General features: G+C 70.0%; 24 protein-coding genes. 6 read left to right on the top strand and 18 right to left on the bottom strand.

Annotated elements, in window-relative coordinates; all coding sequences use genetic code 11:
- Positions 1-238 precede the first annotated feature (238 nt).
- Positions 239-670, top strand: a complete 432-nt coding sequence (locus ACFY30_RS34480; protein ID WP_390849080.1) for a DUF6300 family protein — start codon at positions 239-241, stop codon at positions 668-670.
- Between the two features lie 555 nt (positions 671-1225).
- Here the strand turns inward: ACFY30_RS34480 and ACFY30_RS34475 are convergent.
- The 15 genes from ACFY30_RS34475 to ACFY30_RS34405 form a co-directional block, all read right to left on the bottom strand.
- On the bottom strand, positions 1226-1441 hold the full coding sequence (locus ACFY30_RS34475) for a hypothetical protein (RefSeq protein WP_390849079.1): 216 nt from the start codon (positions 1439-1441) through the stop codon (positions 1226-1228).
- A gap of 395 nt (positions 1442-1836) precedes the next feature.
- A complete protein-coding gene (locus ACFY30_RS34470) occupies positions 1837-2487 on the bottom strand; it encodes a hypothetical protein (protein WP_390849078.1) in 651 nt (216 codons plus the stop codon).
- Positions 2488-2518: 31 nt separating this feature from the next.
- Positions 2519-2902 (bottom strand): hypothetical protein, encoded by a 384-nt coding sequence (locus ACFY30_RS34465; RefSeq protein WP_390849077.1) that lies wholly within the window; start codon positions 2900-2902, stop codon positions 2519-2521.
- A 79-nt stretch (positions 2903-2981) separates the two neighbouring features.
- Entirely contained in the window at positions 2982-3758 is a 777-nt protein-coding gene (locus ACFY30_RS34460; RefSeq protein ID WP_390849076.1) for a hypothetical protein, read from the bottom strand.
- A 51-nt stretch (positions 3759-3809) separates the two neighbouring features.
- Positions 3810-4382, bottom strand: a complete 573-nt coding sequence (locus tag ACFY30_RS34455) for a hypothetical protein (RefSeq protein WP_390849075.1) — start codon at positions 4380-4382, stop codon at positions 3810-3812.
- Positions 4382-6946 (bottom strand): type II toxin-antitoxin system prevent-host-death family antitoxin, encoded by a 2565-nt coding sequence (locus ACFY30_RS34450; protein ID WP_390849074.1) that lies wholly within the window; start codon positions 6944-6946, stop codon positions 4382-4384. Before ACFY30_RS34450 ends, ACFY30_RS34455 begins: the two co-directional genes overlap by 1 nt.
- Before the next feature lie 452 nt (positions 6947-7398).
- Positions 7399-7947, bottom strand: a complete 549-nt coding sequence (locus ACFY30_RS34445; RefSeq protein ID WP_390849073.1) for a hypothetical protein — start codon at positions 7945-7947, stop codon at positions 7399-7401.
- A gap of 203 nt (positions 7948-8150) precedes the next feature.
- Positions 8151-8741, bottom strand: a complete 591-nt coding sequence (locus ACFY30_RS34440; protein ID WP_390849072.1) for a hypothetical protein — start codon at positions 8739-8741, stop codon at positions 8151-8153.
- A gap of 179 nt (positions 8742-8920) precedes the next feature.
- A complete protein-coding gene (locus ACFY30_RS34435; RefSeq protein WP_390849071.1) occupies positions 8921-9880 on the bottom strand; it encodes a hypothetical protein in 960 nt (319 codons plus the stop codon).
- Between the two features lie 20 nt (positions 9881-9900).
- Positions 9901-10980, bottom strand: coding sequence for a hypothetical protein (locus ACFY30_RS34430; protein WP_390849070.1), 1080 nt, complete (start codon positions 10978-10980; stop codon positions 9901-9903).
- A gap of 301 nt (positions 10981-11281) precedes the next feature.
- Entirely contained in the window at positions 11282-11863 is a 582-nt protein-coding gene (locus ACFY30_RS34425; protein WP_390849069.1) for a hypothetical protein, read from the bottom strand.
- Between the two features lie 105 nt (positions 11864-11968).
- A complete protein-coding gene (locus ACFY30_RS34420) occupies positions 11969-12643 on the bottom strand; it encodes a hypothetical protein (protein ID WP_390849068.1) in 675 nt (224 codons plus the stop codon).
- An 83-nt stretch (positions 12644-12726) separates the two neighbouring features.
- Positions 12727-13281, bottom strand: a complete 555-nt coding sequence (locus ACFY30_RS34415) for a hypothetical protein (protein ID WP_390849067.1) — start codon at positions 13279-13281, stop codon at positions 12727-12729.
- Positions 13282-13533: 252 nt separating this feature from the next.
- Positions 13534-14079, bottom strand: a complete 546-nt coding sequence (locus ACFY30_RS34410; protein ID WP_390849066.1) for a bifunctional DNA primase/polymerase — start codon at positions 14077-14079, stop codon at positions 13534-13536.
- Positions 14069-14383 carry a hypothetical protein gene (locus ACFY30_RS34405; protein ID WP_390849065.1) on the bottom strand — a complete coding sequence of 105 codons (315 nt, stop codon included), beginning with the start codon at positions 14381-14383 and terminating at the stop codon, positions 14069-14071. The genes ACFY30_RS34410 and ACFY30_RS34405 overlap by 11 nt, the downstream gene beginning before the upstream one ends.
- Positions 14384-14720: 337 nt before the next feature.
- On the opposite strand from ACFY30_RS34405, the gene ACFY30_RS34400 reads away from it, so the two are divergent.
- Entirely contained in the window at positions 14721-15158 is a 438-nt protein-coding gene (locus tag ACFY30_RS34400) for a hypothetical protein (protein WP_390849064.1), read from the top strand.
- Positions 15159-15199: 41 nt separating this feature from the next.
- On the opposite strand, the gene ACFY30_RS34395 is transcribed toward ACFY30_RS34400, so the two are convergent.
- Positions 15200-15409 carry a hypothetical protein gene (locus ACFY30_RS34395; protein ID WP_319274948.1) on the bottom strand — a complete coding sequence of 70 codons (210 nt, stop codon included), beginning with the start codon at positions 15407-15409 and terminating at the stop codon, positions 15200-15202.
- A gap of 160 nt (positions 15410-15569) precedes the next feature.
- Here ACFY30_RS34395 and ACFY30_RS34390 point away from each other — a divergent pair, with 160 nt between their 5' ends.
- Both ACFY30_RS34390 and ACFY30_RS34385 read left to right on the top strand, forming a co-directional pair.
- The gene (locus ACFY30_RS34390; protein WP_390849063.1) at positions 15570-16277 is read left to right on the top strand and encodes an RNA polymerase sigma factor; all 708 of its coding nucleotides are present in this window, start codon (positions 15570-15572) and stop codon (positions 16275-16277) included.
- Complete coding sequence (locus ACFY30_RS34385; RefSeq protein WP_390849062.1) at positions 16274-17239, top strand: hypothetical protein; 966 nt, start codon at positions 16274-16276, stop codon at positions 17237-17239. The genes ACFY30_RS34390 and ACFY30_RS34385 overlap by 4 nt, the downstream gene beginning before the upstream one ends.
- A 480-nt stretch (positions 17240-17719) precedes the next feature.
- On the opposite strand, the gene ACFY30_RS34380 is transcribed toward ACFY30_RS34385, so the two are convergent.
- Together ACFY30_RS34380 and ACFY30_RS34375 are read right to left on the bottom strand one after the other, a co-directional pair.
- Entirely contained in the window at positions 17720-18598 is an 879-nt protein-coding gene (locus tag ACFY30_RS34380) for a DNA ligase (protein ID WP_390849061.1), read from the bottom strand.
- A gap of 172 nt (positions 18599-18770) precedes the next feature.
- Positions 18771-19043: a hypothetical protein gene (locus ACFY30_RS34375; protein ID WP_390849060.1), complete on the bottom strand. Its 273-nt coding sequence runs from the start codon at positions 19041-19043 to the stop codon at positions 18771-18773.
- 114 nt (positions 19044-19157) lie between these two features.
- Here ACFY30_RS34375 and ACFY30_RS34370 point away from each other — a divergent pair, with 114 nt between their 5' ends.
- Positions 19158-22586: a DNA polymerase III subunit alpha gene (locus ACFY30_RS34370; protein ID WP_390849091.1), complete on the top strand. Its 3429-nt coding sequence runs from the start codon at positions 19158-19160 to the stop codon at positions 22584-22586.
- Between the two features lie 5 nt (positions 22587-22591).
- A complete protein-coding gene (locus tag ACFY30_RS34365; protein WP_390849059.1) occupies positions 22592-23641 on the top strand; it encodes a hypothetical protein in 1050 nt (349 codons plus the stop codon).
- The last annotated feature ends 101 nt before the right edge of the window (positions 23642-23742 follow it).

Raw genomic sequence — 23742 nt, 5'->3', positions numbered from 1 at the left:
TCATCCTTCCGTGCTCTCTCTTGATCTTCCCCCAACACCCGCCGCTGTGAGTCGTCTTGGGCACCTGAACGTGGGGATGTTCCTGTTTGCCTGCCTCGGGCCAGAGCACACGGCCGGCGGCCAGGTACTGAGAGCGCTCTGGTCGATCCCTATTCACGTGTGTCTCCGCCCTTGACTTAGGTTGCGAATGGGGCAGATCGTGACCGTTCGCGTCTTGCTCCACGGGAAGGGGACTTGTATGTCCTTCACCTGGCGATACCTGGTACGCCCGGACGGGTCGTTCAGCCGGATCGGCAACCTCAACGGCAGCCTCGACGACGTCAGTGACGAAGAGCTGGCCCGCATGCGCCCTGCGGATCGCGACGACGAGGAACAGCCGGCTCGGCCCTGCTCCCGCTGCGGAAGCGACCTCCTGCTGCACTGGCACGGCCCACTCGGGACTGGTGTGTGGATGGAGCTCTGCGCCGCCTGCGACGCTCACCGCCCCGCAGCCCGTGCCTTCATCCGCTGGCACCGCGACGCCGACCGCGACCCGAAGGCGCTCCCCCAGCTGTTCGAGGACTGGGAGAGCGAGACCATGCACGCGCACGGTTGGGCCCGCGCTCAGGAACCCGAGGCTCCATTCAGTCCCCCCGCCCCGCCCGGCCTCACACCGCGCGGACGAGGCTGAACGCGACGTCGGAGAAGCCATCGAGCCCCGCGGCCATCAGCATGGCGCCGCCGGCGGGAGCCGTGCCATCGTTGCCGTACGCCAGCGGGCCCCGACCGCAGCCACGGCCAGGGCCCGCACCGCGTAGGAGGCGACTGTCCCGGCTCAGCTATCGGGAGCCGGGGCGGCCGTCAGCACCTCGGGAACACGAGATCCCGGATGATCCTGCCCGCCCAGTACGCGGCGGCCGAGATCGGCCCCAGCCACAACCGCACACGCCGCGCGATCCTGCCGGCCCTCCTCGGCCTGGTGCGCTCGCCCACAGACGTCTCCCTCCTCCCGGACGGCTACGTGCCGGACCCGGGCGCCCAGGGCCCAACCGCACGCCAAGGAGCAGGAATCGCCGTTCTTGGAACGAGCGAGAACAACGCTAACCGGGGTGCACTGACCGGAGAACAGCGTTTCTGTAGCTGTTCGCCAAAAGTGCGTCGGCGCGGTAGATCTGCGCGTCAACTGCCTACGTCGACGGCCGATGCGAGGTGCCCCGACGGACGGCGCCTGCCGCCGGGGCACGATCTACTTGTCGCCGCCCGCGCCGGACTTCCGGGCGATCAGCACCGCCACCGCCCGGGCGTGGTTGGCCATGGCGCGCAGGTGGTCGGTGATGGTCTTCGCGGGGTGCTTGGCCGAGGGGCCGCACGGGGCGATCGGATTGGACGCGAGAGCGACGAGCCAGAGGAGCCCGAGCAAGGCGGGAACGATCTGGTCGAGCTTCGCGAGATGCGTCAACACGGTGGAGTCTTCTTCCCGTTGTCGTGAGGTGAGTGCGCCGGGCGCCTCGGCACGGCTCAAGAATCACGACACGGAAAACAAGATCGCAAACCGCGTTTTGGCAGGTCGCGGAGCCTTCTAAGGGGGTGGGGGTGGCTAGGTTCGCCCTCATCCGTTGGATGAGGGCGAACCTAGCCACCCCCACCCCCTAGTACCCCATACGCCACGCCGGTGTGTGATGGACCTCACGTTGCGAGTTGAGAGGGCATCAAAAAACGTGCAGGTCACGGCAGTTGTTCAGGCCTTGCGACGCGGGTCGAGGCCTGCCGCGCGGCCTCGGCCGCACCGCTTGGGACTCCGGTCACCTGCTCGGTGAACTCGCCCAGAGTGAGGCGAGGGCCGGTGCCGTTCGGAGGTCACCGGCGCGCAGTCGCCGAGCGGGGGTCGCAGTCGGTGCAGGCCAGGCTGTCCGCCGGGTGGGGGCCTTGATCCACGGGGACCTGGCTGCGGCGGTACTGACTGCGTCCCTTGGTCGCCCAGGCCCTGCTCGGAGTCCATTCGGTCGGGACGTGGCGCTCGGGAAGGTCGGGGATACGACTGGCGCAGGCTGCGCACTGGCGGTACGTCAGCCGCTCGTTGACCACCCAGGCCGCAGGATCTCCCGCTTCATCGGCGTCGACCAGGACCAGACCGGCCTGCCCGTCCCAGCCATCCGGTCGGTCGCGGTCGGGGTCGTAGCAGTCGGACACCACGCAGCCGGGCCCGAGGACGCGTCCGGCCACACGCTCCAGGCGCTCCGCGTCGACCACGCCCGGCGCGGTGACCTGCCAGCGCCCGAACTCGCCGGGCCGAAAGATCAGCCGCATGGGACGGTCGAGCTGGACGGCGGTCTGGCCGAGGGTGACGACGTACCCGTCAATGGGACAGAGGTACCGGCCGCGGCTGCGGCCGGACGTCACACCCTGCAGAGGGACGCCGCACGTGGGGCAGTCATGATTGCCGATCTTGTCGCTCCGCCGGATGCGGACATGGTGCGTCTGCGTGCAGCGCGGGCAGCGTCCGTTCACCTCTCGGTCCTTCCCTCGGTGGCCGGCCGCGCTACGGGCGCCGGTCGGCTGGTGCGGTCGGGCAGGCGATCGCCGGGAACGCGGCCGTGTGCCCGCCCGCGGTGAACGTGATCGCGGCGGGTCGCTGGGCCCAGAAGGGGGCGACGTCGATGAGGTGATCGCCGTACTCGCTGTCGAGGATGCGCAGCCACACCTCCGTGCTGGTGATGCTGGCGCGGTATGCGGTCACGTCCCACGGCTCGGTGGTGAACCCGCAGGTGTCGGCGCGGGCGATCACGGTGTCCGGGGCGTCGGCAGTGGACATGTGCAGGACGGTGCCGTCGTAGACAAGCCGGATCCCGTCCTGGGCGAGGTCTCGTCGCCGTGGGGCCTGACGCAGAAGGTCGTGCAGGTCCCGGATCTTCAGCTGAGCCACAGTGCCTCGACCTCTCCTCGATGACGGACGTCGAGTCGACGGCCGTCACCACAGCGATCGCCGGTTCCGCTCATGCGGGTCACAGGCCGAACCGCCAGTACTTGGTGAAGCGCTCCAGCGTCAGCTCTGCGTCGAGTTCCCTGTTCCACACTGCTTCGAGCCACATCGGGACCGTGTCCAGGCGCTCGCAGACCACGATGCTCTCGGGCTGGTGGGTCAGGTAGCAGCGGCTCTCGTCCGCGAACTTCCCGCCCGGCCCGTACTTCCCGTACAGCTGCCCGAGGCGTTCACGGTTGGCTTCGATGAAGGCCTCCAACTGCCGTATGTAGCCCTCCTGCTGCTCGGCGCTGACGGACTTCAGGACGACCATGAGGATCTCTTCCGAGAGGGCGCGGTCGAAGCCCGTGTAGCTGGTCAGGGACACGAAGGCCCTCTCGGCCGCCTCGAGCACGTGGTGCACCTGTTCCTCCCCCACGCTGTCGACTGGAGTGGGCAAGGGAGGCGGCGTAAGGCTCGGCGCGGTCGGCTGCGTCTCGAGGGCGGCGGCCTTGGCTTGGGCCTGGCGGACGGTGCGGTCGGCGATGTGGGTGAGCCTGCCAGCGATCGCCTCGACAGCGCGGAGCCAGCCTTCGTGGACCGGGTCGCTGCCGGAGGGGGCCTGCGTGTCCATCTCAATGACTTCGCCATGAGCGCCTTCCACGGCGCCGGCCTGGATGGCCGCGATGAGGGTGTGTACCTCGGCCGGGCTCGCGCCCGCGGCGTCGAGGAGCTCGGCTACACGCTGCTCGGCGTTCGCGGCCGTCTCTCCGTACACGGCGATCAGCGGTAACTGCCGCCGTTCTGGGCGGTGGCTCATGATGTGGATTCCCTTGCTTCGGAGGATGGTTCGACGGCTTCGTGCGCGCTGCTACCTGACTTCGACGGAGTACGAGGCGCCGGGGAATTCCCATCCGTCGGTGCCTTCGCCGATGTCCTCCACGATGACGTCGTCGATGAAGTGGTCCTCGAACTCGTCGTCGGTGAGCTCGCCGGCGAGCCAGAGTTCCTCGATCTCGTCCCAGTGGCCCCGGCTGCCGTCGATGCGCAGGGGCGCGGCGTCCACGGTGCCGCGCGTGCGCTCGTCGTCCCCGGTTTTGACGACGCCGCTGATCTCGTACTGGCCCCGCGTGATGTGGTCGGGGAGCGGGTCGGCGGGGACGATGGCCGTGTTCTCGTACGCGGTGTGGATGAGGTCCTGGTAACTGCGGCGGACGTTGTACTCGGAGTCGGACAGCCAGTTGATGAGGGTCTTGGTCGTCACGTGGAGTCCTGCGTCCGCCAGGGCCTGCTGCCCGCGATGGGTCGCGGTGAGCTGGCTGAGCTGAGCGTGCCAGTGCTTGGCGGTGTACGACGACAGCCGGTGGCGGGGGGTGACCTGGGAGCGCAGGAGGTCGTTGAGGGCGGCGCCCAGGGAGTCACCGCGGCCTGTGGGGCCGGCCATCAGTCGTCACCCTTGGGGATGATCCCGCCGGGCTCGATGAACTTGGCCTTCACTTCGCCGAAGCCGGTCCCGATCCGGTACGTGGCGGGCGCTGTGCCATCGGGCGTCCAGAAGGCGGCCGCGTCGACGTTGAACAGCCCGACGAGCCTGCTGCCTTCCTGGACGGCCTTGAAGGCCACCGACCAGTGACGCACGGACGCCTCGGCGACCATGCTCATGCGCCAGTCCGGCCGCCAGAACGGGGACCGCTGCCCCTCGCGCTTGGGCCAGAGCAGGCGCAGCGCGATGGACAGCCGGGTCTTGTACGCCTTGTAGGGGTCGCCGCCGACCTGGATGAGCTCGGTGCGGGCCTTGCGGGTGGCCTCGTAGAAGGGCTTGAACAGGGACTCGTTGGCCTTCCCGGTCCAGGAGTCGTGAATGGTCGGCGCGGCACCGAGGTGGTTTTCGCGGACGAGCTTCTCCAGCTGCTTGATGTGGGGGGTGGTGACCCACACACGGCCCTGCTCGTCGGGCCGGTCGATGATGCGCCCCAGAGGATGCGGCATGTCCGTGCGCGTCCAGACCGGGATGTCGATGAGGTAGATGCCGGCCTTGGTCTTGTCGAACGTCTCCAGCGGGCCGGTGTGCTTCAGCTCGTTCGGAGCGAGGGGAACGGCCGAACAGGCGGAGGGGAAGGACCCGTTGCGGTCGATCAGGCACAGCACGCCCTCGCCGAAGGAGTCGGGAACGTCGAGCTTGTCGCGCCTCACGCGCTTTCCGTTCGCGTTGATGTGGGGAATGCGGGTGAGGGTGACGTCGGGGTGGACCCAGCGGGGCTCGCCGTCCATGTGCTCGCTGATCAGCGGCCACGGGCCGCTGTCGCGCTGCTCTTTGCGGATGACCGGGACCGGGTGCATCTTCGAGCGGCCGACCGCGTCCTTGAGGATCTTCAGGGCGGGGAAGACGTGGCCCTCGGGCTCGTCCTCCTCATCCCCCGGCGCCAGCTCGACCTGGTTCTCTTCCTCGTCCTCCGCCGCGTCGTCCTGGTCCTGTCCGCTGTCCGCAGGGGCGTGGACAGAGGCACCGGCAGCAGCGGCCGGGCCGGCGCTTGAGACGGTGTCGGCGGACACGGGCGTGCCGTAGGGGCGCAGCGCGGCGGCGAGGCGGTGCCCCTCATGCGTGTCCGGCCACTCCGATACCGCTGCGGCGGCCTGGAGCAGCGACGGCAGGATCCCCTTCAGGGCCTCCTGGTCGCCGTTGGCAACTGCGGTCCGCCATGCCGCGAGCTCGTGGGTGAGGGCGGCGGGGATCCCCTGCTGGCCGCCGGACGTGTAGGGAAGGGCGGCTTCAGCCAGTTCCAGCGCCGCTGTTCCGCCAGCGGCCCCCGAGGGCCCCGGGCCCGCCGGGCTGTCGGCGCGTTCGAGGGGGGCGGCTCCGGCGTCGAGGAAGCGGGCGTGGATTAGGTCGGGCTGCAGGTACGCCGAGCCGATCGTGCCGAAGTCGCGCTCCGCGACCGTCACCTGGACCCTGGCAGGGTCCTCGGTCGGCGCGAGCGTCAATGTGACGTCGGCGTCCAGGAGATCCAGGACTGCGGGATCGTCGCTGTCCACGATGGCGAGCACTGGTACGTGCAGCGTGCGCGCGAGAGTGGCCAGAACCTGGGAGGCGTCCGGGAGACGGTCCCCGGACAGCGGCAGGCGGGCGCTGTGGGCTGCCTGCAGGCGGTCCACGACCACGAGGGCCAGGCCCTCCATGTGCGGGGCGGTCTCCCTGATGTCCTCGGCGGTCAGGTCACTGCCGTCATCGATCATCAGGAGGTCGCCGGCCTGGACGAGCTGGCGGGCGACGTTCTGCTCATGCTCGGTAAGGCGGCCCTGCTTCAGACGCGCATATTCGCCGCCAGTCTCGGCGGAGATGATCCGGCGGAAGATGTCGTCCCGGTTCGGTCCCGAGGCCGCGTACAGGACCATGGCGTGGTCGACAAGCGCGGTCTTCCGTGCGGCCGCCAGACCCAGCAGGCTTCCGCCGACGCTTGGACGAGCTGCCACGAGCGTCAGCTTGCCCCGCTGCAGACCGCCTGTCGCGGTGTCCAGGCCCGGCAGCCCGAAGGTGGGACCGCCGGCAGGGCCGTCGGTGAGTACGGAACCGATGGCGTCGCCGAGCGTGGCGAGCCTGCGGGGCGTGCTGCCGCGGTCCTGGTTGCCTTGGCTGTTCACCGCACCTCCTGCGGTCGCCGCGCGCGGGTGCGCGGCCGTGTCGGACGAGAGGGCATCAGAAGAGGAGTCGGCGGGGAGCAGCACCGCGACCGGGGTGGTGTTTCGCAGGAGCACCTGCGGTTGGCCCTGGGCCGCCAGCGTGACGAGGTCACCGAAGTCCCTCTGCGCCGTACTCAGCACGTGAGCCGGGAAGGCATCGGTCTTCCTGGCTGCCGGGAACCGGTCCAGTGGCGCCAGCAGAGCGCGCACCTTGTGCTTGGTGATCACGGTGGTGCGCCCCTCTTCTTCGACGAGCTTCACCAGCGAGTACAGCTTGTTCCGCGCCGTGGTCGCGTTGATCGCGCCCTCTTCCTGTGGCGACTGGCTCACTCACCCTCCCTGAGATCTCAACTACCCATCATCGTAGCAGAATCCACCCCGTGAACTGGCAAAGTCACTATGTTCCTTAAGAATCTCACTCACTATTGGTGACTCTTTGGTGTGTGGGTTGACGAGTCGGGGTGCCGCAGCCGATCAGAAGCGGACAGCAGGAAGGCCGGGACCACCGGCCCCGGCCTCCGCTCCGCACCAACCGCAGACGATCACACCCGCCGAACCGGCGGACTCGGCCCCCGTCACCGACTCCTGCTCCCCGGGCTCGTCCTTGTACGCGACGTGTCCGCTGGCGGAGTGGGTGGTTCGAGGATCTGGTGGCCCACTCGCCGAGCCTGGGTCGAACACGGGCGTCCGACCCAGGTGCTGAGGCGTCCGTTTTCGCGGTACGGATGGCCGGTCTCGACGGTCGGCGATCCGCCGGCCGTCGTCGTCAAGCGGAGAGCAGGTCAGTCGATCAGCACGTCGAGATCACAGACGCTGCAGCGGCGCCCGCCTCCACCAGGGCGGAAAAGGTCCTCCAGATCTTCGATGGTGACGGGCCGATAGTCGGTCGGGGGCCGGGGGATGTGTCGTCGGCACAGGAGATGGACGGAGTCCTGCGAGAGGTAGCCCACGGCCTCGTCAGGTCCAGACGCTGCGCGGACGTGGATTTCGTGCGGGTCCGGTGCAGGGGTCGACGGGATGTGGGCGACGGCAGCGCCGATCGCTTTGACGCAGGAGACGCAGAGGACGGGGTCAAGGCGGCCGTACGTGCTCACGTCGGCCAGGTGCAGCTGCCACTGCTCGTAGGCGATGGTCTTGTGGCATGTCATGCAGCGGCTGTTGTAGGCCGGCTCGATGACGATGAGGGCGGATTCGGTCAAGACGATGCTTGAGTCGTCTTCCGGCTCAGCTCGCGCGTTCTCGCGCACGCGATTGAGCGCGTCGTGGTAGCCGATTCCCTCGGCCTGCTGCAGCTCCCGTGCCCGCTGCTGGGCAGTGTTGCGCTTGGTCACGATCGTCTCCATGAGACCGGCCTTTGCGCCCACGCCGTCGGCCGGTGGAGAAGAGGATCGGCCTGTTCTGGTGATCTGGATCCCGAAGGACCTTCTCCCGGAACTCACGCGGCGTGGGCACGCGACAGCGGGATGGGCGTTCAGTTCGCCTATGGGATCACGGTATCCGAAGGCGCTGACAGCGATGGGAGAACCGGGGTACGTCACGGGCTGTCAGGCACGTGTTTCCGGAACCTCTCGTGTGCGGACTGCTTGCTCGTCATGAGCGGCTGCGCGATTTCGTCCCAGGAGTAGTCCGCCGCCCTGGCTGCGCGCACGGCCTCCTTCTGCCATTCCCCGGCATGCATCTGGAGCCGGGTAGCCGCGTAGATGGCGAGGAGGGGCCGCTGCTCGTCGAGTTCCCCGCCCTCCCGCACGGGGACGCTGAGCGCCTGGACCGTCTCCTCCACCTCATCGAGCAATCGCCGGAGCCGCTCCGGCAGCGTGCGGGACAGGCTGACCTCGGCGTGCCGGACCCACTCCCGCTGCAGCCCCTCATCGCAGGCATCGGGGTCTGCGAAGTCCACCGGGCGGCGAGGCCCGCGCCAGCCGCAAGCGCAGACAACCCGGAGCGCCTGGGCGCGCCGCCGCCCTTCATTGCCGTCGTACTTGAAGGACCACGACCAGGACACGCGCCGCTTCCAGGTCTCTTCCGAGTCCTCGATGGTGTCGTGAGGTGCCTCCTCTCCGCCTGCAAGTACGGCAACGACCCAGGCTTCATGGGAGCCGTCATCGTCCGTGTGCAGCCAGCCCATACACCACTCCTCGACTCGACCACGACAGAATGCCGTCAGGGATCCCTGACGATATCAACATCGTCAGGAGAGCCTGACGAGAATGGGCAAGGTTTCGGCGATGTGCATCATGAGATGGACCAGCCGACCGGTACGACTCTGCCGACTAGTGCACGACGCCCAATCCGCGGGCCTCATGGTCAGCGTGGAAGGATCAGAGGCTCGCCCGTCATGGGGCTCTTGGCCCGATCCGGGTCGGTGAGCAGTTTCTGTGTCGCCCACTGCGCTTCCCAGCGTGCGGCGGTCTGGCTCGGAGAACGACCGCCCTTGTAGTACACCTTCGAGCCGTCCTCGCGTTCCCAGTCGAGCGACCATCGCCACGGACCGACGGGCGCAGCCGGGCTCCACAACGTGCGCCCGTCGAACGGCTCCGAGTCAACCTTGGCCCACACCAACAGGTCGGTCCCCGGCAGAGGAACCCGCGCGCTGGCACAGATGTGGTCGGCTCCGGAGGCCTGCCACAACAGAGCGGCGGGCAGCGAGTCCTCCGCCGACAGCTGTGCCGCCCACGCGATCAGGTCGGCGAGATCCCACACCAGAGCCAGCGTCAGCGCGGCACGCTGCAGCGGCGGCCAGCCACCGGGGGCTTCCAGCAACAGTACGTCCACGGCGTCGCCGATTCGGTCCTCGTTGAGCAGTTCCTCACGCAGAAACTCCTCCATCGACTCCGCCCGGGATTCACGGCCCCCGGCCGCCGTCTCCTCTACCAGATCCAGTGCCAGGGCGACCGTTTCGCGGCTCACCGACAGCGCGATCCCCAACTCCCGCAACTGCTCTGGCGCCAATTGCTCCAGGAGATTCTGCAGGCGGCCTGCCACCACCGTGTTCGCCTCGCCCAACTGGGGCAGCTCGACACGCAGCCCGGGAACGTCAACCGCCGCCGGATGCCCCCACACGTGGGCTGCCTTCCACAGCCTCATCAGCTGCCGGACGTCGTCCACGCCCTCTACCTGCTCGGCGATGTCCAGGGCCGCGTCGACGACGGCGAGGGCGGCCGTGTTCCGCTCGGCGCCGGGCCGGCCGGCGAACCGGCACAGCGCCGCCGACCGGCCGTCGACCGGACCCAGCACCAGGCCGGCATTCTCGAACCTCTGCGCCATTGGGTCTTCTCCCTTCCTCGTCACAGTCGGTCGGTGAACGCGCAGCGCGCGTGCACGGCGAGCAGGCGGGAAGAGGCAAGGGGCGCTGCAGGGGTCAGGTCGAGCGGCCCGTACAGCAGGGCCGATCCCCGATCGCGGGCGCACTCCAGCCACGCGGCCGACACCGGCTTCGGCTCCGAGGCGCTCCAGAGGATGACGTCGTACGCATCGGGGCGCCATTCACGCGGCTTGTCGGGCACGAGGGTGGCGTCCAGGAGCCGGACGATGCCCAGCAGGGTGCCGTTCGTCTCGTGGATCTTCAGCACCCACGCCGGATCTTCCGCGGGCAGTCCTTCGGGAATGTAGGGCTCCCACGCCAGGCGCTCGTGCAGGTCGGCGTAGCCGGCCTCGGGACTCTCCGGGTCCGGGACCAGCGCGACCGAGGCGACGTTGCCGGACCCGGTCAGCGTCATGTCGGCCCGGACGCCGTACCGGGCGGGGTGAGCGAGCCCCGAGAGGTCGAGCACCGTGCCGGGGTTGGCGTCCCCGGGGTCATTGTCCGAGGTGGTGAAGGTGAAGGGCGACGCGTTCCGCTGGCCGGTGGTCTGGCTGCGCATGAGTCCGGGGTGCTTGTGCCCGAAGAACGTCCACAGGTCCAGCGCGTCTTCCAGGAGCGCCGAACGCGCCTCGCGGTTCAGCGTCTCGACGCAGCGGACCATGCTGCGGCCGTCGCCCGGAGGCGACGACTTCACGGCCTGGAAGAACACCTGGGCGCCTTCGGAGGCAAGGGAACCCGCATCCGGCTCGTCGGCGGCGAGCAGGCTGTAGACGGATCCGGCCGTCACTGCGAGCACGATCGGGTCCTCGGCGAGGAGCTTCGCCGCCAGGGACTGCTGGCACGGCGCGCAGCGCTCGAGGCACGCGCCGATCAGCGCGGACGCGGTCCGCATGTCCGGCGCGGTGTCGACTCCCCAGCCGCCGGGGTTGCCAGGCTGGAGGTCCTGGTTCGACGGCCCGCTGTCGTGCTGGTGGAGGGTGCCGGCGTTGGCGGCGGCGTACGCGGCGCCCCGGGACCGGCTCGTGTTCCGCGCCCGGCTCTTGCGACCGTGGCTCTTGGACATGGCTCTCTCATTTCCCGCGCCCGGCCCCATGATCCGATGCGCGCGACGAAGAGCAGCATGCGGAAGGCTCAACGGCCGTACAGCCGTCAGATGTTGACGTACACCTCGCACTGATGCTGCACAGACCGGACCCTCGTATGAGGGGCCGCGGGCACCTTTGCCGTGGTGCGCCCTGGTCATGGGCCAGGGTGCGGGCTTGGGCCGATGCGTCGGCCGCTGCCCGCACCCTACCGCTGCGCGATCGGGGCGGGGAAGCAATGGCCCAAGCAGCACACAGCGTCTCGTTCCCGCCCATTGGGGGTCAGCGGATGCGAGAGTCCAGGTAGCCATTGATCCGCGCGACCTCATGGCGCATCAGTTCCGCCAGTTGCGGGCCTGCCCACAGTGCGAACGTCAAGGCGATCTCCCGGGCGTCCTCGACGGCGTGGTCCTGCCGGACGTAGTGCAGGTACGGTACGCCGATCCGGATCAGGCGCTGCCCGGCGGGCCCGTCCGGTCGAGTAGCCAGCTCATCCGCGACGACCGACATGATCTCCACGGCCGTGGGGCCGGCCGGGTGCGCGTGCATCTGGCTGTGGCACACCTGGTCGCCGAATTCGCGCAGCCACTGGTCGAGCCGGTCTCTGTCCTGGTTGAGCTGGCCGTAGAGGTAGCCGCACAGTTCGACCGCGAGCCATTCGGCCAGCAGCAGTGAGTCCTCCCGCAGGGTGTGGGCCGCGTGCCAGTTCTGCAGCACGGACGTCAGGTCGTTGTACATCTCCCGGTTGGGCGGTGGCGGTTCGTCTTCGCGGTGGTCGCGGCGGGTGGCGTGGTCGAGCGCGGCCGTCCTGATCAGCGAGAAGGCCGTGGTGCGCGGTTCGGGTCGGATGGTGGTCTCAGTCATCGCGAGCCTCCGGTGGATGGGTGTCACGGTGTCGGTCGTCGCCGTGTGGGCCGGCGTGGCGGCTGGTCGTCCTGCTTGGCCGTCACGGTGCCCGGTTCGTCGTCGTCACCGTCTGGCTGTCTGCCTCTTCTGGGTGGGGAGCGCTGCGAGCGGGGACCGGCGGCCCTTGGGCGTCGCGCGGACGGCTGTCCAGTCGATCCGGCGGCTTCGAGTGACGCGGTCCAGGTCGGCCTGGCGGTAGAGCAGGACGACGTCGTGCTTGTTCCACGAGGAGCGGGCGGTGGCTGCGTGGGTGAGGAGCCCGGCGCGGACAAGGTGGTCGAGGTCCGGCTCCCGGACGCCGAGGATCTTGGCGGCGGCGTCGCGCATGTGGAGTTGCCCGGCGGCAGAGGCGCGTTCGACCTTCCGGCGGTCCGTGAGGTTCTCCAAGGAGAGCCCGCAGTACAGGGGGTGGCCCTTGTGGTCGCCGACCACGGGGAGGTGGCCGCGGCGGGCGAGTTCGGCGGCGGTGCCGGAGTGCACGGTCATGTTGAAGCGTTCGGCGAGGTGTTCCTCGGCGCGGACGGCGCCGACGTCGGGCATCGCCCCGACGGCCTGCCGGATGGCGTCGATGTGGTTGAGGGCGTCGTCGAAGACGGCGGCGGACCAGCGGCCGCCGGCGACGTCGGGGCCGGGAATGAGTCCGAGGCGCTGGGCGCGGGCGAACTGCCACAGTGTCAGGCCGACGCGGTCGGGGAACTGCAGAGGGCCGTACGACGTGAGCGGCGCGGTGGTGGTCATGGCGGGGCCTCCGTCCGAGGGGCTGGGGGTAGGCGGATGGTTCGGGGCTGCGTCGGGGGCGTTGGGGCTGATCCGGTCGTGGTTCACCGGTAGGCCCCGTCCCACATCTCCTCGTCGGCCCACGCACCGTCGTCGTACTCGTCGAAGTCCGTCTCGTCGGCCCGGCGCTCGTCGTCCAGGGCGTCCAGGACCAGTTCGTCGTGCTTGTCGTCGTAGGGGTCGTACGGCTCACGGGCCTCGGCCGCCATGTCCGCCCAGTACGCCGCCTCCTGCTCGGCTTCCCAGTCGGCGCGCTCGGCCGGGGTCAGGGAGGCCAGCCAGGCTTCGTGCTGCGTCTGGCGGGCCTCGTCGGCGGCCTGGTGGTAGGCCTGCCAGATGTGCGCGGCAAGGCCGGGCTCGGGGGAACACCAGGACCAGGTGCCGTCGAGCAGGTGATGGCCGGCGGGGCGGGCGCAGCGGCCGCCGTCGATGGGGTGCGCGAGGCCGTTGCAGAGCAGGACGAGTTCCGTCGAGGGATGCGGCGTCGACGGGCGGGGCGCACGGCGCAGCTCGGCGAGGACGTCGGGGAAGCGCCGGCCTGTGGTGCGGGCGATCTGGCGGGCTTGGCGCTTGAGGTGGTCGGTGCCGGATTTGGTCACGGTCGTCTCCACAGCGGGACCCCACGCGTTCCCGCCGGACGTCGCGTGAATAGGGGCGCAGCCGGACAGACGGGTTCTTCGGGTGGTGCTGCGCGGGACCCGACCTCGGTCCTTGTCCGGCGGCGCTGCCCCGGTGCGGCGTGGGCGCGGGGGCAGCAGCGGAAACGGCGGTTCGCGGCATGCCGTTTACTACGGGATCTACCGTAGTGGGTGCCACTGACAACCCGGGTGCGACAGTGTTGAGCAGGCCTTTCACACCGGGAGGACGGTGAGCCGGTCCGCGATCCAGCCTGGGAGTTCCAGGATCGGGACGTCCCGGCTGATGACGTAGGGCGTGCCGTTCACGACGGATCCGGGGCCGATGAGATACCCGCCGCTGCGCCGGCCGGGACCGCGGACGTCGATGCCCTGCCCCAGCCCCGTCCGGCCCCCGGAGAGGCTGGCAATGGTGCAGTCGGCTGGGGCGCGGAAGTACAGGTGCAAGCCCCCGCTCGGGGTCCGCACCGTCAAGGTGTCGGGCCAGTCCTGGCCGATCCGGGCGGCGAGTGCTGCCAGCCCCGCCTGGCCGTCGCCCTCGACGTCCAGGTCCAGTCCGACCACGCGGGAGGCGCGGCAGCCGACGCCGATGTTGTCGCCCTCGCGCCACACGGCACGGACGCGGGAGAGCTCCGTCAGACAGCGGACATGCCACCCGCTCCCGGCCGGCCGCCGACCGCCGGGCGAGAGCGGGAACACCGCCAGCCCACGCCGGACCAGATCGACGGCCGCGGCCGTGGTCGAGGGCGGCTCAGCACACACAGTGGTACTCGTGGGTGGCGCCGCACTCGCAGCAGTGGAATCCGGTGCCGAAAAACCCGCACTCCTCACAGCTGTACTCCCGGGGCTCGTCCGGTTCGTCGATGCCCAACTCGTACATGTAGACCGGTAGTTGGAGGGCCTCGACGGCCGCCGCGTACGTCGTCACGTCGGCGTACTCGGTGAGGACCTGGCAGAGCTCGTCCCGGCGGGGATCGTCCAGGATGGCGACCGCGTCGTGGTGTCGGACGCCGAACGTCTCTTTGAGGTTGGCGAGTTCCTTCTTGCGGGCGTGGTGCTTCGGCATGGCGTTAACCCCTCCAGCGCCGCGGCGATCCCGTGACTCGCCGCGCAGGAAGCGTCGGCCGAAGAAACTGCGAAGAGAGGCTCGGCGCGGTGCACCTTCGGAGGAACGTCCGGTCACGGGCCGAACGAGTTCCGGGCCTTCGAGCCGGGCCCACGGTCTATCGACCGCCGCCTCATACGGTAATGGACGCCACTGACGTTGGGTGGGTGCTCGGGGAGGTGCCGCGCCGGATTGAAGCCAGACTCCGAAGTGGCTGCGCGCCGACGCCGACGGCCGAGGCCGTCACGGAGGCCATGGGTGCACAACACTGTCAGCGGGTCGAACTAGCATCCAGGGCATGAGCACTCCCTCCCCCTCAGCCGAGGACAAGCCGTTCGATCCGAAGGACTTCCCGAAGGACCTGCTCGCCGCTCAGCTCAGGCTCGCCGAGCTGTACGCCGCGCTCCACGCCCACCAGGCCCGACTTCCCTGGTCCCGTGAGGCGGACGACGGATGGCCGGACGAGGCGGAGCGGTGGCACCGTCGCGGGCGCCCGGAGACGACCGGCTGGGAGGCAGCCGACGCCGAGACGTACGACCAGCTATGGGAGGACCTCCGCAAGGCGGCCGCGGCCGTGCAGGGACACGACCACTGGAGCCGCTGCAAGCAGCATGGAGTCGCGGGCGCCGATCTGGTCGCCACCCGGCAGGCCCTCAAGAACGCCGAAGGCGCCGTCCCCGCGCCAAAGGAGAACGTACCCGCCCTCGACCAAGAGGACGTCGAGCGGGCCGCCTGACAATCCCCCGGGCCCGGGCCTGTCCGGCCGGGCCCGAGACCTCAGCGCAGCGCGCCGAATACGGTTCGCACCACTGAGGGAACGTCCGCGGGGTCGGATGCGAGTACGGCAACGGCTCCCAGTGTCAGTACCGACAGGGTGACCACTGATGTGCGGACCAGCGGCATCAAGTCCTCCGCACGGGCCCGGCGGATGCCCATCCATGACACGCCCCAGACCAACACGAGCGCGAACAGCACCACCAGCTTCATGTTCTTCCTTACGTCTGTCTGAGCCACGCGGACCGGCACGGTGCCGACGTTGCCCGTGCGGCGTTCGTTACAGACGGCGCTGTTGGTGCAGGTGAGGGGACTCGGCTCGTCGGCCCGTGCACTGCTCCGGAGCCGCCTTCCCGTCACCTCCTTCTCCCCGATGAAGAATTTCGGCGCCGGATGTAACGGAACGCCGGCGGGCGTCGTCGAGGTACCGGGCGAATCGCGCCCAGCCGCGAAGGCCTGGTCGCTGAACGGGCCGAGAACGACTACGGGAGCCGGAGACGTGAGCTATGAGGGGTCGAGCGCGAAGCCGCAGGACCAGGCGCCGCAGAGTTCGAGTCAGCTCCTCAAGAGCTACTTCCGGGAGAACTTCGGCCCGTGGGTGGGCTTCGTGCAGCGCCGCTTCTCCCTTCCCCGAGGGGACAGCGAAGACGTCGTCATGACGGCGTTTCGCGAGGCCGCCGCACAGGAGTGGGGGGAGGGCGAGGATGCGCTGGACCGGCTGGGTGCCTTCATAGGGGCCCGCGTGCAGTGGCGTGCGAAAGACCACTTGAAGTCGGAGGCGCGGCGCCTGCAGCACGAAGTCGCCTGCGATACCGCCGTCACCCAGGACCTGCCGGACAGCGGACTCGTACAACCGGAACAGTCGTTCGCTGAGCAGGAAGACCTCAAACGGGTCCACCTCGTGATCCAGCAGTTGAGTCCGCGGGACCGGAAGCACGCCTCCCTCGTTCTCGACGGGCTCACGCCGCAGGAGTGCGCACTCGAACTCGGCCTCACGGAGGTCAACGAACGGGTACGCCGGCATAGATGGATGAGCCGGGTCACCCAGATCGTCCAGCTGGACAGAGAGGAGCAGCGATGACGAACGAGCACCCGGACGCAGCCGAGAGCATGACCATGGCGGAGCTTTACTTCGGCGACGGTTCCCGGCCCGAGGAGACTGACTGCGGTCTCGCTGTCCTCAGGGAGTATCGCGCCTTCCGTGAGGGTTGCAATCCGTTCCCCTCGTACTCCGATGAGGAGCTGGAGGAGCGGTGGACTCAGGTTGCTTCGGTGATCGAGGGCGCGCACGGAGAAGAACCGCCCGGGGCCGACGAGCCGCCGGAGGGCGAGGCCCGTGAGGTACCGGAGGACGTGGAATCCGGGGACGCCCAGCCTGAGCGGGCCACTGCTGACGGGCGGGAGCCCGACGGGGTATTGGTCGGCGACGTGCACGAAGTCTGGTTCGTCCCCCGCGATGACACCGGTTGGCAGCAGCACCAGGAGACCTGGCACGAGCGGTTCGAGCTGGACCTTATGACGGCCGACGGATCCAGTGCGGCAGTTCTGGAAGCGCGGGCGCCTCGGGCAGGAAAAGCGGCGCGGCATCATTGGTTCCTGCAGCTCAAGTGCACAACCACCGTGACGGTGGCCGAGACTTCCTGGGACGAGGACAGGGTCACGCGAAGCTGGTTGCGGAAGCTGAAGAGGACTCGCCAGATGCGCGCCCCCGAGCCGGAACTCCTCTTCGTCGTCATGCTGCCGCCCTGCTCCCTGACGTTCCCCGCGACGGCACATCCCGCTCTCGCATGGAGCAGTCCCCCGCCGCTGGGCGGCGACACCGGTGCGGAGGGGAACATCCGGTTGCCGGTCCCGGCTGCCGTGCTGTGTGTGGCGCAACGGGAGGAGTCGAAGTGGTTCGAAGGCAGCGCGGACGCGGCGTTCCTGGCCGTGCCGGAACGCCTCTCCCCGGTGCGGGACCATCTGCCTGACTTGCGGGCCTACTGGCACTCGACGCTGCACCAAAGATTGCCGGAGAGACTTAAATTGCCGTGCCGGGAATGAATTGGCCACACACAATTGCCGGTTCATATTTCAGACGAGGAGTGAATCAACAAAAGACTGCAGAACTTTCCCCGTGCTCAGGCAGCACGGCCATTCCGCATGCCCACCGTGCCCGCGTCCATCAGTGTCGGGGGCGTCGGGGCCTCCGTGTACCTCCACACGAAGGAGCGCAGCACCGCAGGTCCGCCCATGGGCGCATGGGCACAGCGATTATGGCGGCCGCGGCTATCGCGGCGGTCTTGGTGTCGATCGGCTGGGCGGCCGTGCCGTCGGCTTTGACGGACCCGCCCGATGGCGGCTCCGTACCTACGTGTTCGTCCCTCTCCCACAGGTCGTGAAGAGCACCCTGCAGATCCCCTTGGGGCGGGGCCGGCGGTCATACCACCGCCGGCCCCGGCACCTCGGCTACTCAGCAGGACATGGGGGTGACCAAGACGGAGATGTTCGCGCTGGAGGAGCCCTCTTGGGGTTCGGGTCGCCTCACGCGCTGCGCAGCCTGGTGACCGTCACCACGGCGTGCCGGGTCGTCCCGGCGAGGACCTCGACCACCAGTCCGGGAGCGGTAGTGGTGTAGGTCTCCCCCGCTCGGGTGCGTGAACTGCGGGGCGGTCCGCTGGCAGCGAAGTGAACCGCGACCTGTGCGGCGAGCGGCGCCTTCAGGGACTGGGTGAGCGCGATTCGTCCGTCCGGGAGGCGGACCGCGAGTGCCCGTGGCCGCGCGGCCGGCCCGGTGTAGCCGACGACGTCGGCCTCCACGGTTTCGGCATGCCGGACCTTCTTCCAGATCCGGCCCGCCTTGTAGACGGAGGTGGCCCGTTTGGCGACGATGCCCTCGATGCCCTGCTCCGGGAGTTGCTGGTACCAGGTCATGGCGACCGAGGGGTCGTCGGTCATCGGTACCAGCTGGATCGGCGGCTGAACGTCGTACTCCCGAAGCAACTCGGCGAGTAGAGCACGGCGGTCGTCGTACCGGCGTGCTCGGACGTCTCCGTGTTCGGGGTGGAGCAGGATGTCCCAAGACACGAAGTGGGCGGGCAGGCCCTCGGCGAGACGGCGCGCCCGGGCCGGGGTCGACAGGGCGCGTGACTGCGCGGCCGCGAAGTCGATCCGCTCGTGGGTGTAGATCACGGCTTCGCCGTCGAGGACCACGCCTGGCGGGAGCATCTCGAAGGCCGCGAGGGCCAGGTCCATCCAGTTCGCGGTGACGTCGCGCCCGGAGCGGGCCTGGAGCCGGACGGTCTCTTCCTCGCGCCAGATGACGGTTCGGTGGCCGTCGAGCTTCATCTCGTACCGCCAGCCCGCCCCGACCGGCAAGGTCGGGACGAGCTCGGCGAGGGCGACGTCGACGGGGAAGTCCACATCATCAGACTCCGGCCGCCGCGCTGCCCGTGCATGCGGACGATCGCTACCTGAACAGCGGCACCACCGCCTTCACCGCCAGCGTGAGGGCGGTCTCCTGGGCGGCCAGCGCACCGCCGTAGGCGATCGCGACGTGCTCGACGGCCTTCACCGCGGCGCGCAGAACGCGGGCTTAGTGCGCGGTGAGCTCGTCGCCGGCGTCGACCGCGAGCGCGGTGAGGGCGATCACCGCGAGCGCGACGAGCGCCGCGAGCGGCACGAGGCGAGGTGTGGCATGCGCGCCTTTCCGGGCCGGACGGTCGCCGACCTCACCCCTTCCGGGCCAACAGTCGCCATCTGCCGATGGACGAACCCGAAGTGAGACGCACATCACAGGCGCGTATCTCGGGCCCACTGAATCAAGGCCGTCCCGCTTCTTGCGGCCGCCGTACGGCTGGGACAGCATCGAAACACTCTTTCGCACGCTTGTGCGATTTCGAGTTATGGTGGATACCTGGAGAGGACGCAGGTCAGGGAGGGGCAGCGAACGACAGGAGGTGCAAGCCGTGGATTTACTCATCTGCGAGTCGCCTCCGGCTACAGCGCTCGCTACGGCGCCTCCCTCCCCGGCGCTCTCGTGCAGCGCGCTGCCGAGCGCGGGATGACGACGCTCGCGCTGACCGACCGGGACACCGTCGCGGGCACGGTCCGCTTCGCTACCGCCGCCGCGGCCGCCGGTATCCGGCCCGTCTTCGGTGTCGATGTCGCCGTCGCCTCCCTCGCCCCGCAGGACCCGACCGCCGGCCGGTTGCGTACGCCTGTGCGCGGCGGCGCGCATGTGATCGAGCCGCCGTTGCGGATCACGCTGCTCGCGCAGAACGCGGCCGGGTGGGCGCGGCTGTGTCGCCTGGTCTCCGCTGCACACGCCGAGGTCGACGGCGCGGCGCCGGTCGTGTCCTGGCTCACCCTGCGCGCGTATGCCGACCAGGACCTGGTGGTGTTGCTCGGCCCGGCCTCCGAACCGGTGCGGGCCCTGTCCGCCGGCCGCCCCGACGTCGCCGAGCAGCTGCTCGCGCCGTGGCGGGAGCTGGCCGGAGAGCGGCTGCGGATGGAAGCCGTGTACCTGGGACGGCAGGGTACTGGCGCGGGCTCGCTGCGGTTGGCCGCGCGCACCGTGGGACTGGCCGACCAGCTCGGCGTCCGTACGGTGCTGACGAACGCGGTCCGCTACGCCGACCCCGACCAGCACCGGCTGGCAGACGTTCTCGACGCGGCCCGGTTGCTGCGGCCCGTCGACCGACGGCACCTGGATGGCGGCGAACGCTGGTTGAAGGCCCCGGACGCCATGGCGGCGGCCGCCGACCGCATCGCCCAGGCCGTCGGCAACGGCCCCGCCCGGGCGATCCGTCTGCTGGCCGAGACCGAGGCCACCGGCCAGTCCTGCACCCTCACCCCGGCCGATCTCGGGCTCGGGCGGCCCCACTTCCCCGAACCCTCCGTTGTCGGCGCCGGCCCCGAGCGCGGCTCGGCCATGCGGCTGCTGCGGCAGCGGTGTGAGACCGGGATGGTCGCCCGGGGCCTGGGCAGGGACGAGCCTGCCGTACGGCAGCTCCGCTACGAGCTGGAGGTCATCGGACGGTTGGGCTTTGAGGGGTACTTCCTGGCTGTGGCCCAGGTGGTCGCGGACACTCGGGCGCTGGGGATCCGGGTCGCCGCGCGTGGCTCCGGCGCCGGCTCCATGGTCAACCACGCGCTGTTCGTCGCCACGGCCAACCCTCTTGAGCACCGGCTGCTGTTCGAGCGGTTCCTCAGCGAGCGGCGTACGTCGTTGCCGGACATCGACCTCGATGTGGAGTCCGAGCGGCGCCTGGAGGTGTACGACGCGATCATCGAGCGGTTCGGGCGGGAGCGGACCGCGGTCACCGGCATGCCCGAGACCTACCGGGCCCGGCACGCCCTGCGGGATACCGGCCTTGCCCTGGGGATTCCGCCGCAGGTCGTCGGCGAGATCGCCAAGAGCTTTCCGCACGTTCGGGCCCGGGACATCCGCGGCGCCCTGGCCGAGCTGCCAGAGCTGCGGCAACTCGCCTCCCAGGCGGGCAAGTTCGGGCCGCTGTGGGAGCTCGCCGAAGGGCTGGACGCGCTGCCCCGCGGCTACGCGATGCACCCGTGCGGAGTGATCCTGTCGAACGCGTCGCTGCTGGACCGGCTGCCGGTGCAGCCGACCCCGGCCGGCTACCCGATGGTGCAGGCCGACAAGGAGGACGTCGAAGATCTCGGCCTTTTGAAGCTCGATGTCCTGGGCGTGCGCATGCAGTCCGCGATGGCCTACGCGGTCGCCGAGATCCGCCGCACGACCGGACGCCTCCTCGATCTCGACAACCCCGACCACGTCGACCTCAACGACCAGCAGGCCTTCGAGATGATCCGGGCCTCGGACACCGTCGGGCTCTTCCAGCTCGAAAGCCCTGGTCAGCAGGACCTGGTGGGCCGCCTGCAGCCCCGGCACATGCAGGACGTCGTCGCCGACATCAGCCTCTTCCGCCCCGGCCCCGTATCCGGGGGCATGCCCGCCTTGTACATCGCCGCCCGGCACGGCGCCGCCCCCACGTACCCACACCCCGACCTGGAGCCGGTGCTCAACGACACCTACGGCGTGGTCATCTGGCACGAGCAGATCATCGTCATCCTCACGACGATGACCGGCTGCGACCGTGCCGCCGGCGACGTCGCCCGCCGCGCCCTGGCCGACCCCGACCGGCTGCCGAAGGTCGAGGAATGGTTCCGTCGCACCGCCGGGCAGCGCGGCTACCCCAAGGACGTGCTCGACGAGGTGTGGGAGACCGTCTCCTCCTTCGGCGCCTACGGCTTCTGCCGCGCCCACGCGGTGGCCTTCGCCGTCCCCGCGCTGCAGTCCGCCTATTTGAAGGCACACTTCCCGGCGTATCTGTACGCGGGCCTGCTGGAGCACGATCCGGGCATGTGGCCGCGCCGGGTCATCGTCGCCGACGCCCGACGCCACGGCGTCCCGGTGCTGCCCGTCGACGTCAACCACTCCCGCGCCCAGCACAGCGTGGAGGAGACCGGGCAGGGCTGGGGGGTACGCCTGGCGTTCTCCACGGTCAAGGGCATCACCGAGGCGGAGACCGCCCGCTTGGTGGCCGGCCAGCCCTACACCGGCCTGCAGGATCTGTGGCTGCGCGCCCGCCCGTCCCTGCCGCTCGCCCAGCGCCTGATCCGCATCGGCGCCCTCGACGCCCTCTCCCCCGGCCTGACCCGCCGGGACCTGCTGCTGCAGGCCACCGAACTGCACCGACAGTCCCGCAACCGCACGGCCACCGACGGGCAGCTGCCGCTGGGCGGCGAACTGGTGACCGCCGCCCCGAGCGGCCTGCCGGAGATGACCAGCCGCGACAAGCTCGGCGCCGAACTCGACACCCTCTCCATCGACGTGAGCCAGCATCTGATGGAGCACCACCACCGGCTGCTGCGCGAGCTCGGCGCGACCGACGCCGCCCACCTGCGCGGCATGGTGCCCGGGCAGAAGGTCCTCGTTGCCGGAGTGCGGGCCTCCACGCAGACGCCGCCCATCCCGTCTGGCAAGCGGATCATCTTCTGCACGCTGGAGGACGGCTCCGGACTGGTCGACATCGCCTTCTTCGAGGACTCCCACGAGCACGTCGCGCACACCGTGTTCCACTCCGGTCTGCTGCTGGTCCGCGGCACAGTTGAGGCCCGCGGCCCGCGCCGCACCGTCGTCGGCGAGATGGCCTGGGACCTGGACGAGGTGGCCGCTGCCCGCCGCGACCACGGCCCCCAGGCCGCCCTCGACCTCCTCGGCCGCACCAGCCCAGCCCCCACCCCAGCCCAGCCCGCCGCCCCGCAGCGCACGCTCGCCGACGGCACCGCCGGGGCCCGCCTGCACCCGTACGCCGACCTCCAGCCCGCCGGCACCCGCTCGGCAGACCTGCGCCGCCTCGGCCACCGGAGTCAGGGAAGTGCCGGGTGATCGCTATGGGTCGTCGCATCCTTCACCTGCGGTTCGGCCTCCCGGCCGGCTACGACGCCGAACTCCCCGAGCGGCTCCGCCGCCTCTTGGAGGACATCACACCGCGTGTGCAGATGATCGAGCCGGACATGGCTGTGCTGGACCTGACCGGGGCGATTCCGTACTGGAAACGGGACGCCCGCGGCCTGACCGAGCTGGTCCAGCTGCGCGCGCTCGCCCACTTCGGTCTACACAGCTCGGCGGGTTGCGCCCCCAACCGGATGCTCGCCGCCATGGCCTGCGCCCTCACCCCACCTGGGCAGCGCACCGTCATCGACGACTCCCCCGAAGCGATCGCCGACTTCCTGCGCCCGCGCCCGGTCCGGGAGCTGCCCGGTGTGGGCGTGCGGACCGCCGCGACGCTCGGCGAGTACGGCCTGCACACAGTCGGCGATGTTGTCCAAGTCCCCCAGCTCACGCTGCAACGTCTGCTCGGCGCCCGGGCTGGCCGTGCCCTCCACGAGCACGCCCAGGGCCGCGACACCGCCATCGTCGACCCCACCCCGGCCCCGGCGAGCATCAGCACCGAGCACCGCTTCGTCCGCGACGAACTCGACCCGACCCAGCACCGTCGCGCCCTGCTCGCCCTCGCCGACGACCTCGGCGCCCGCCTCCGCACCTCCGGCCAGATCGCGAGCGGCCTGACCTGCACCATCCACTACGCCGACCAGAGCTCCACCCGCCGCAGCCGTGTCCTGTCCGAAGCGACTCAGCACACCGTGCTCCTGGCCCGCGCGGCGTACGCGGTCTACGAATCCCTCGGGCTCCAGCGCGCCCGGGTCCGCAGCATCGCGCTGCGCGCAGACGCCCTTCGGCCCGTCGACCTGGCCACCCGGCAGCTCACCCTCGACGCGAGTGACGACAAGCCCCTCGCGATCGAAGCCGTCTCCGATCGCGCCCGCGCCCGCTTCGGGCACCAAGTGCTCTACCCCGCCGCCCTCGCCATCGGCTCACGTCGCTCCTCAGCTCGGCACCGGGCCCAAGGCAGTCGTCCCGAAGGACCGCGTGCGACATAAGCGCGACAGCGTCAGGCAACGGTAGGCACCCCCCTGCCGAGGAGCGGCGATGACTCAGGACAGCTATCGGGACCTGCTTGTCCCGGATGACAGCGGACGGC

Source organism: Streptomyces sp. NPDC000345 (assembly GCF_042898825.1).
GTDB lineage: Bacteria > Actinomycetota > Actinomycetes > Streptomycetales > Streptomycetaceae > Streptomyces.
The sequence above is the reverse complement of the archived record's forward strand: the minus strand, read 5'-3'. Positions and strand labels throughout refer to the sequence as shown.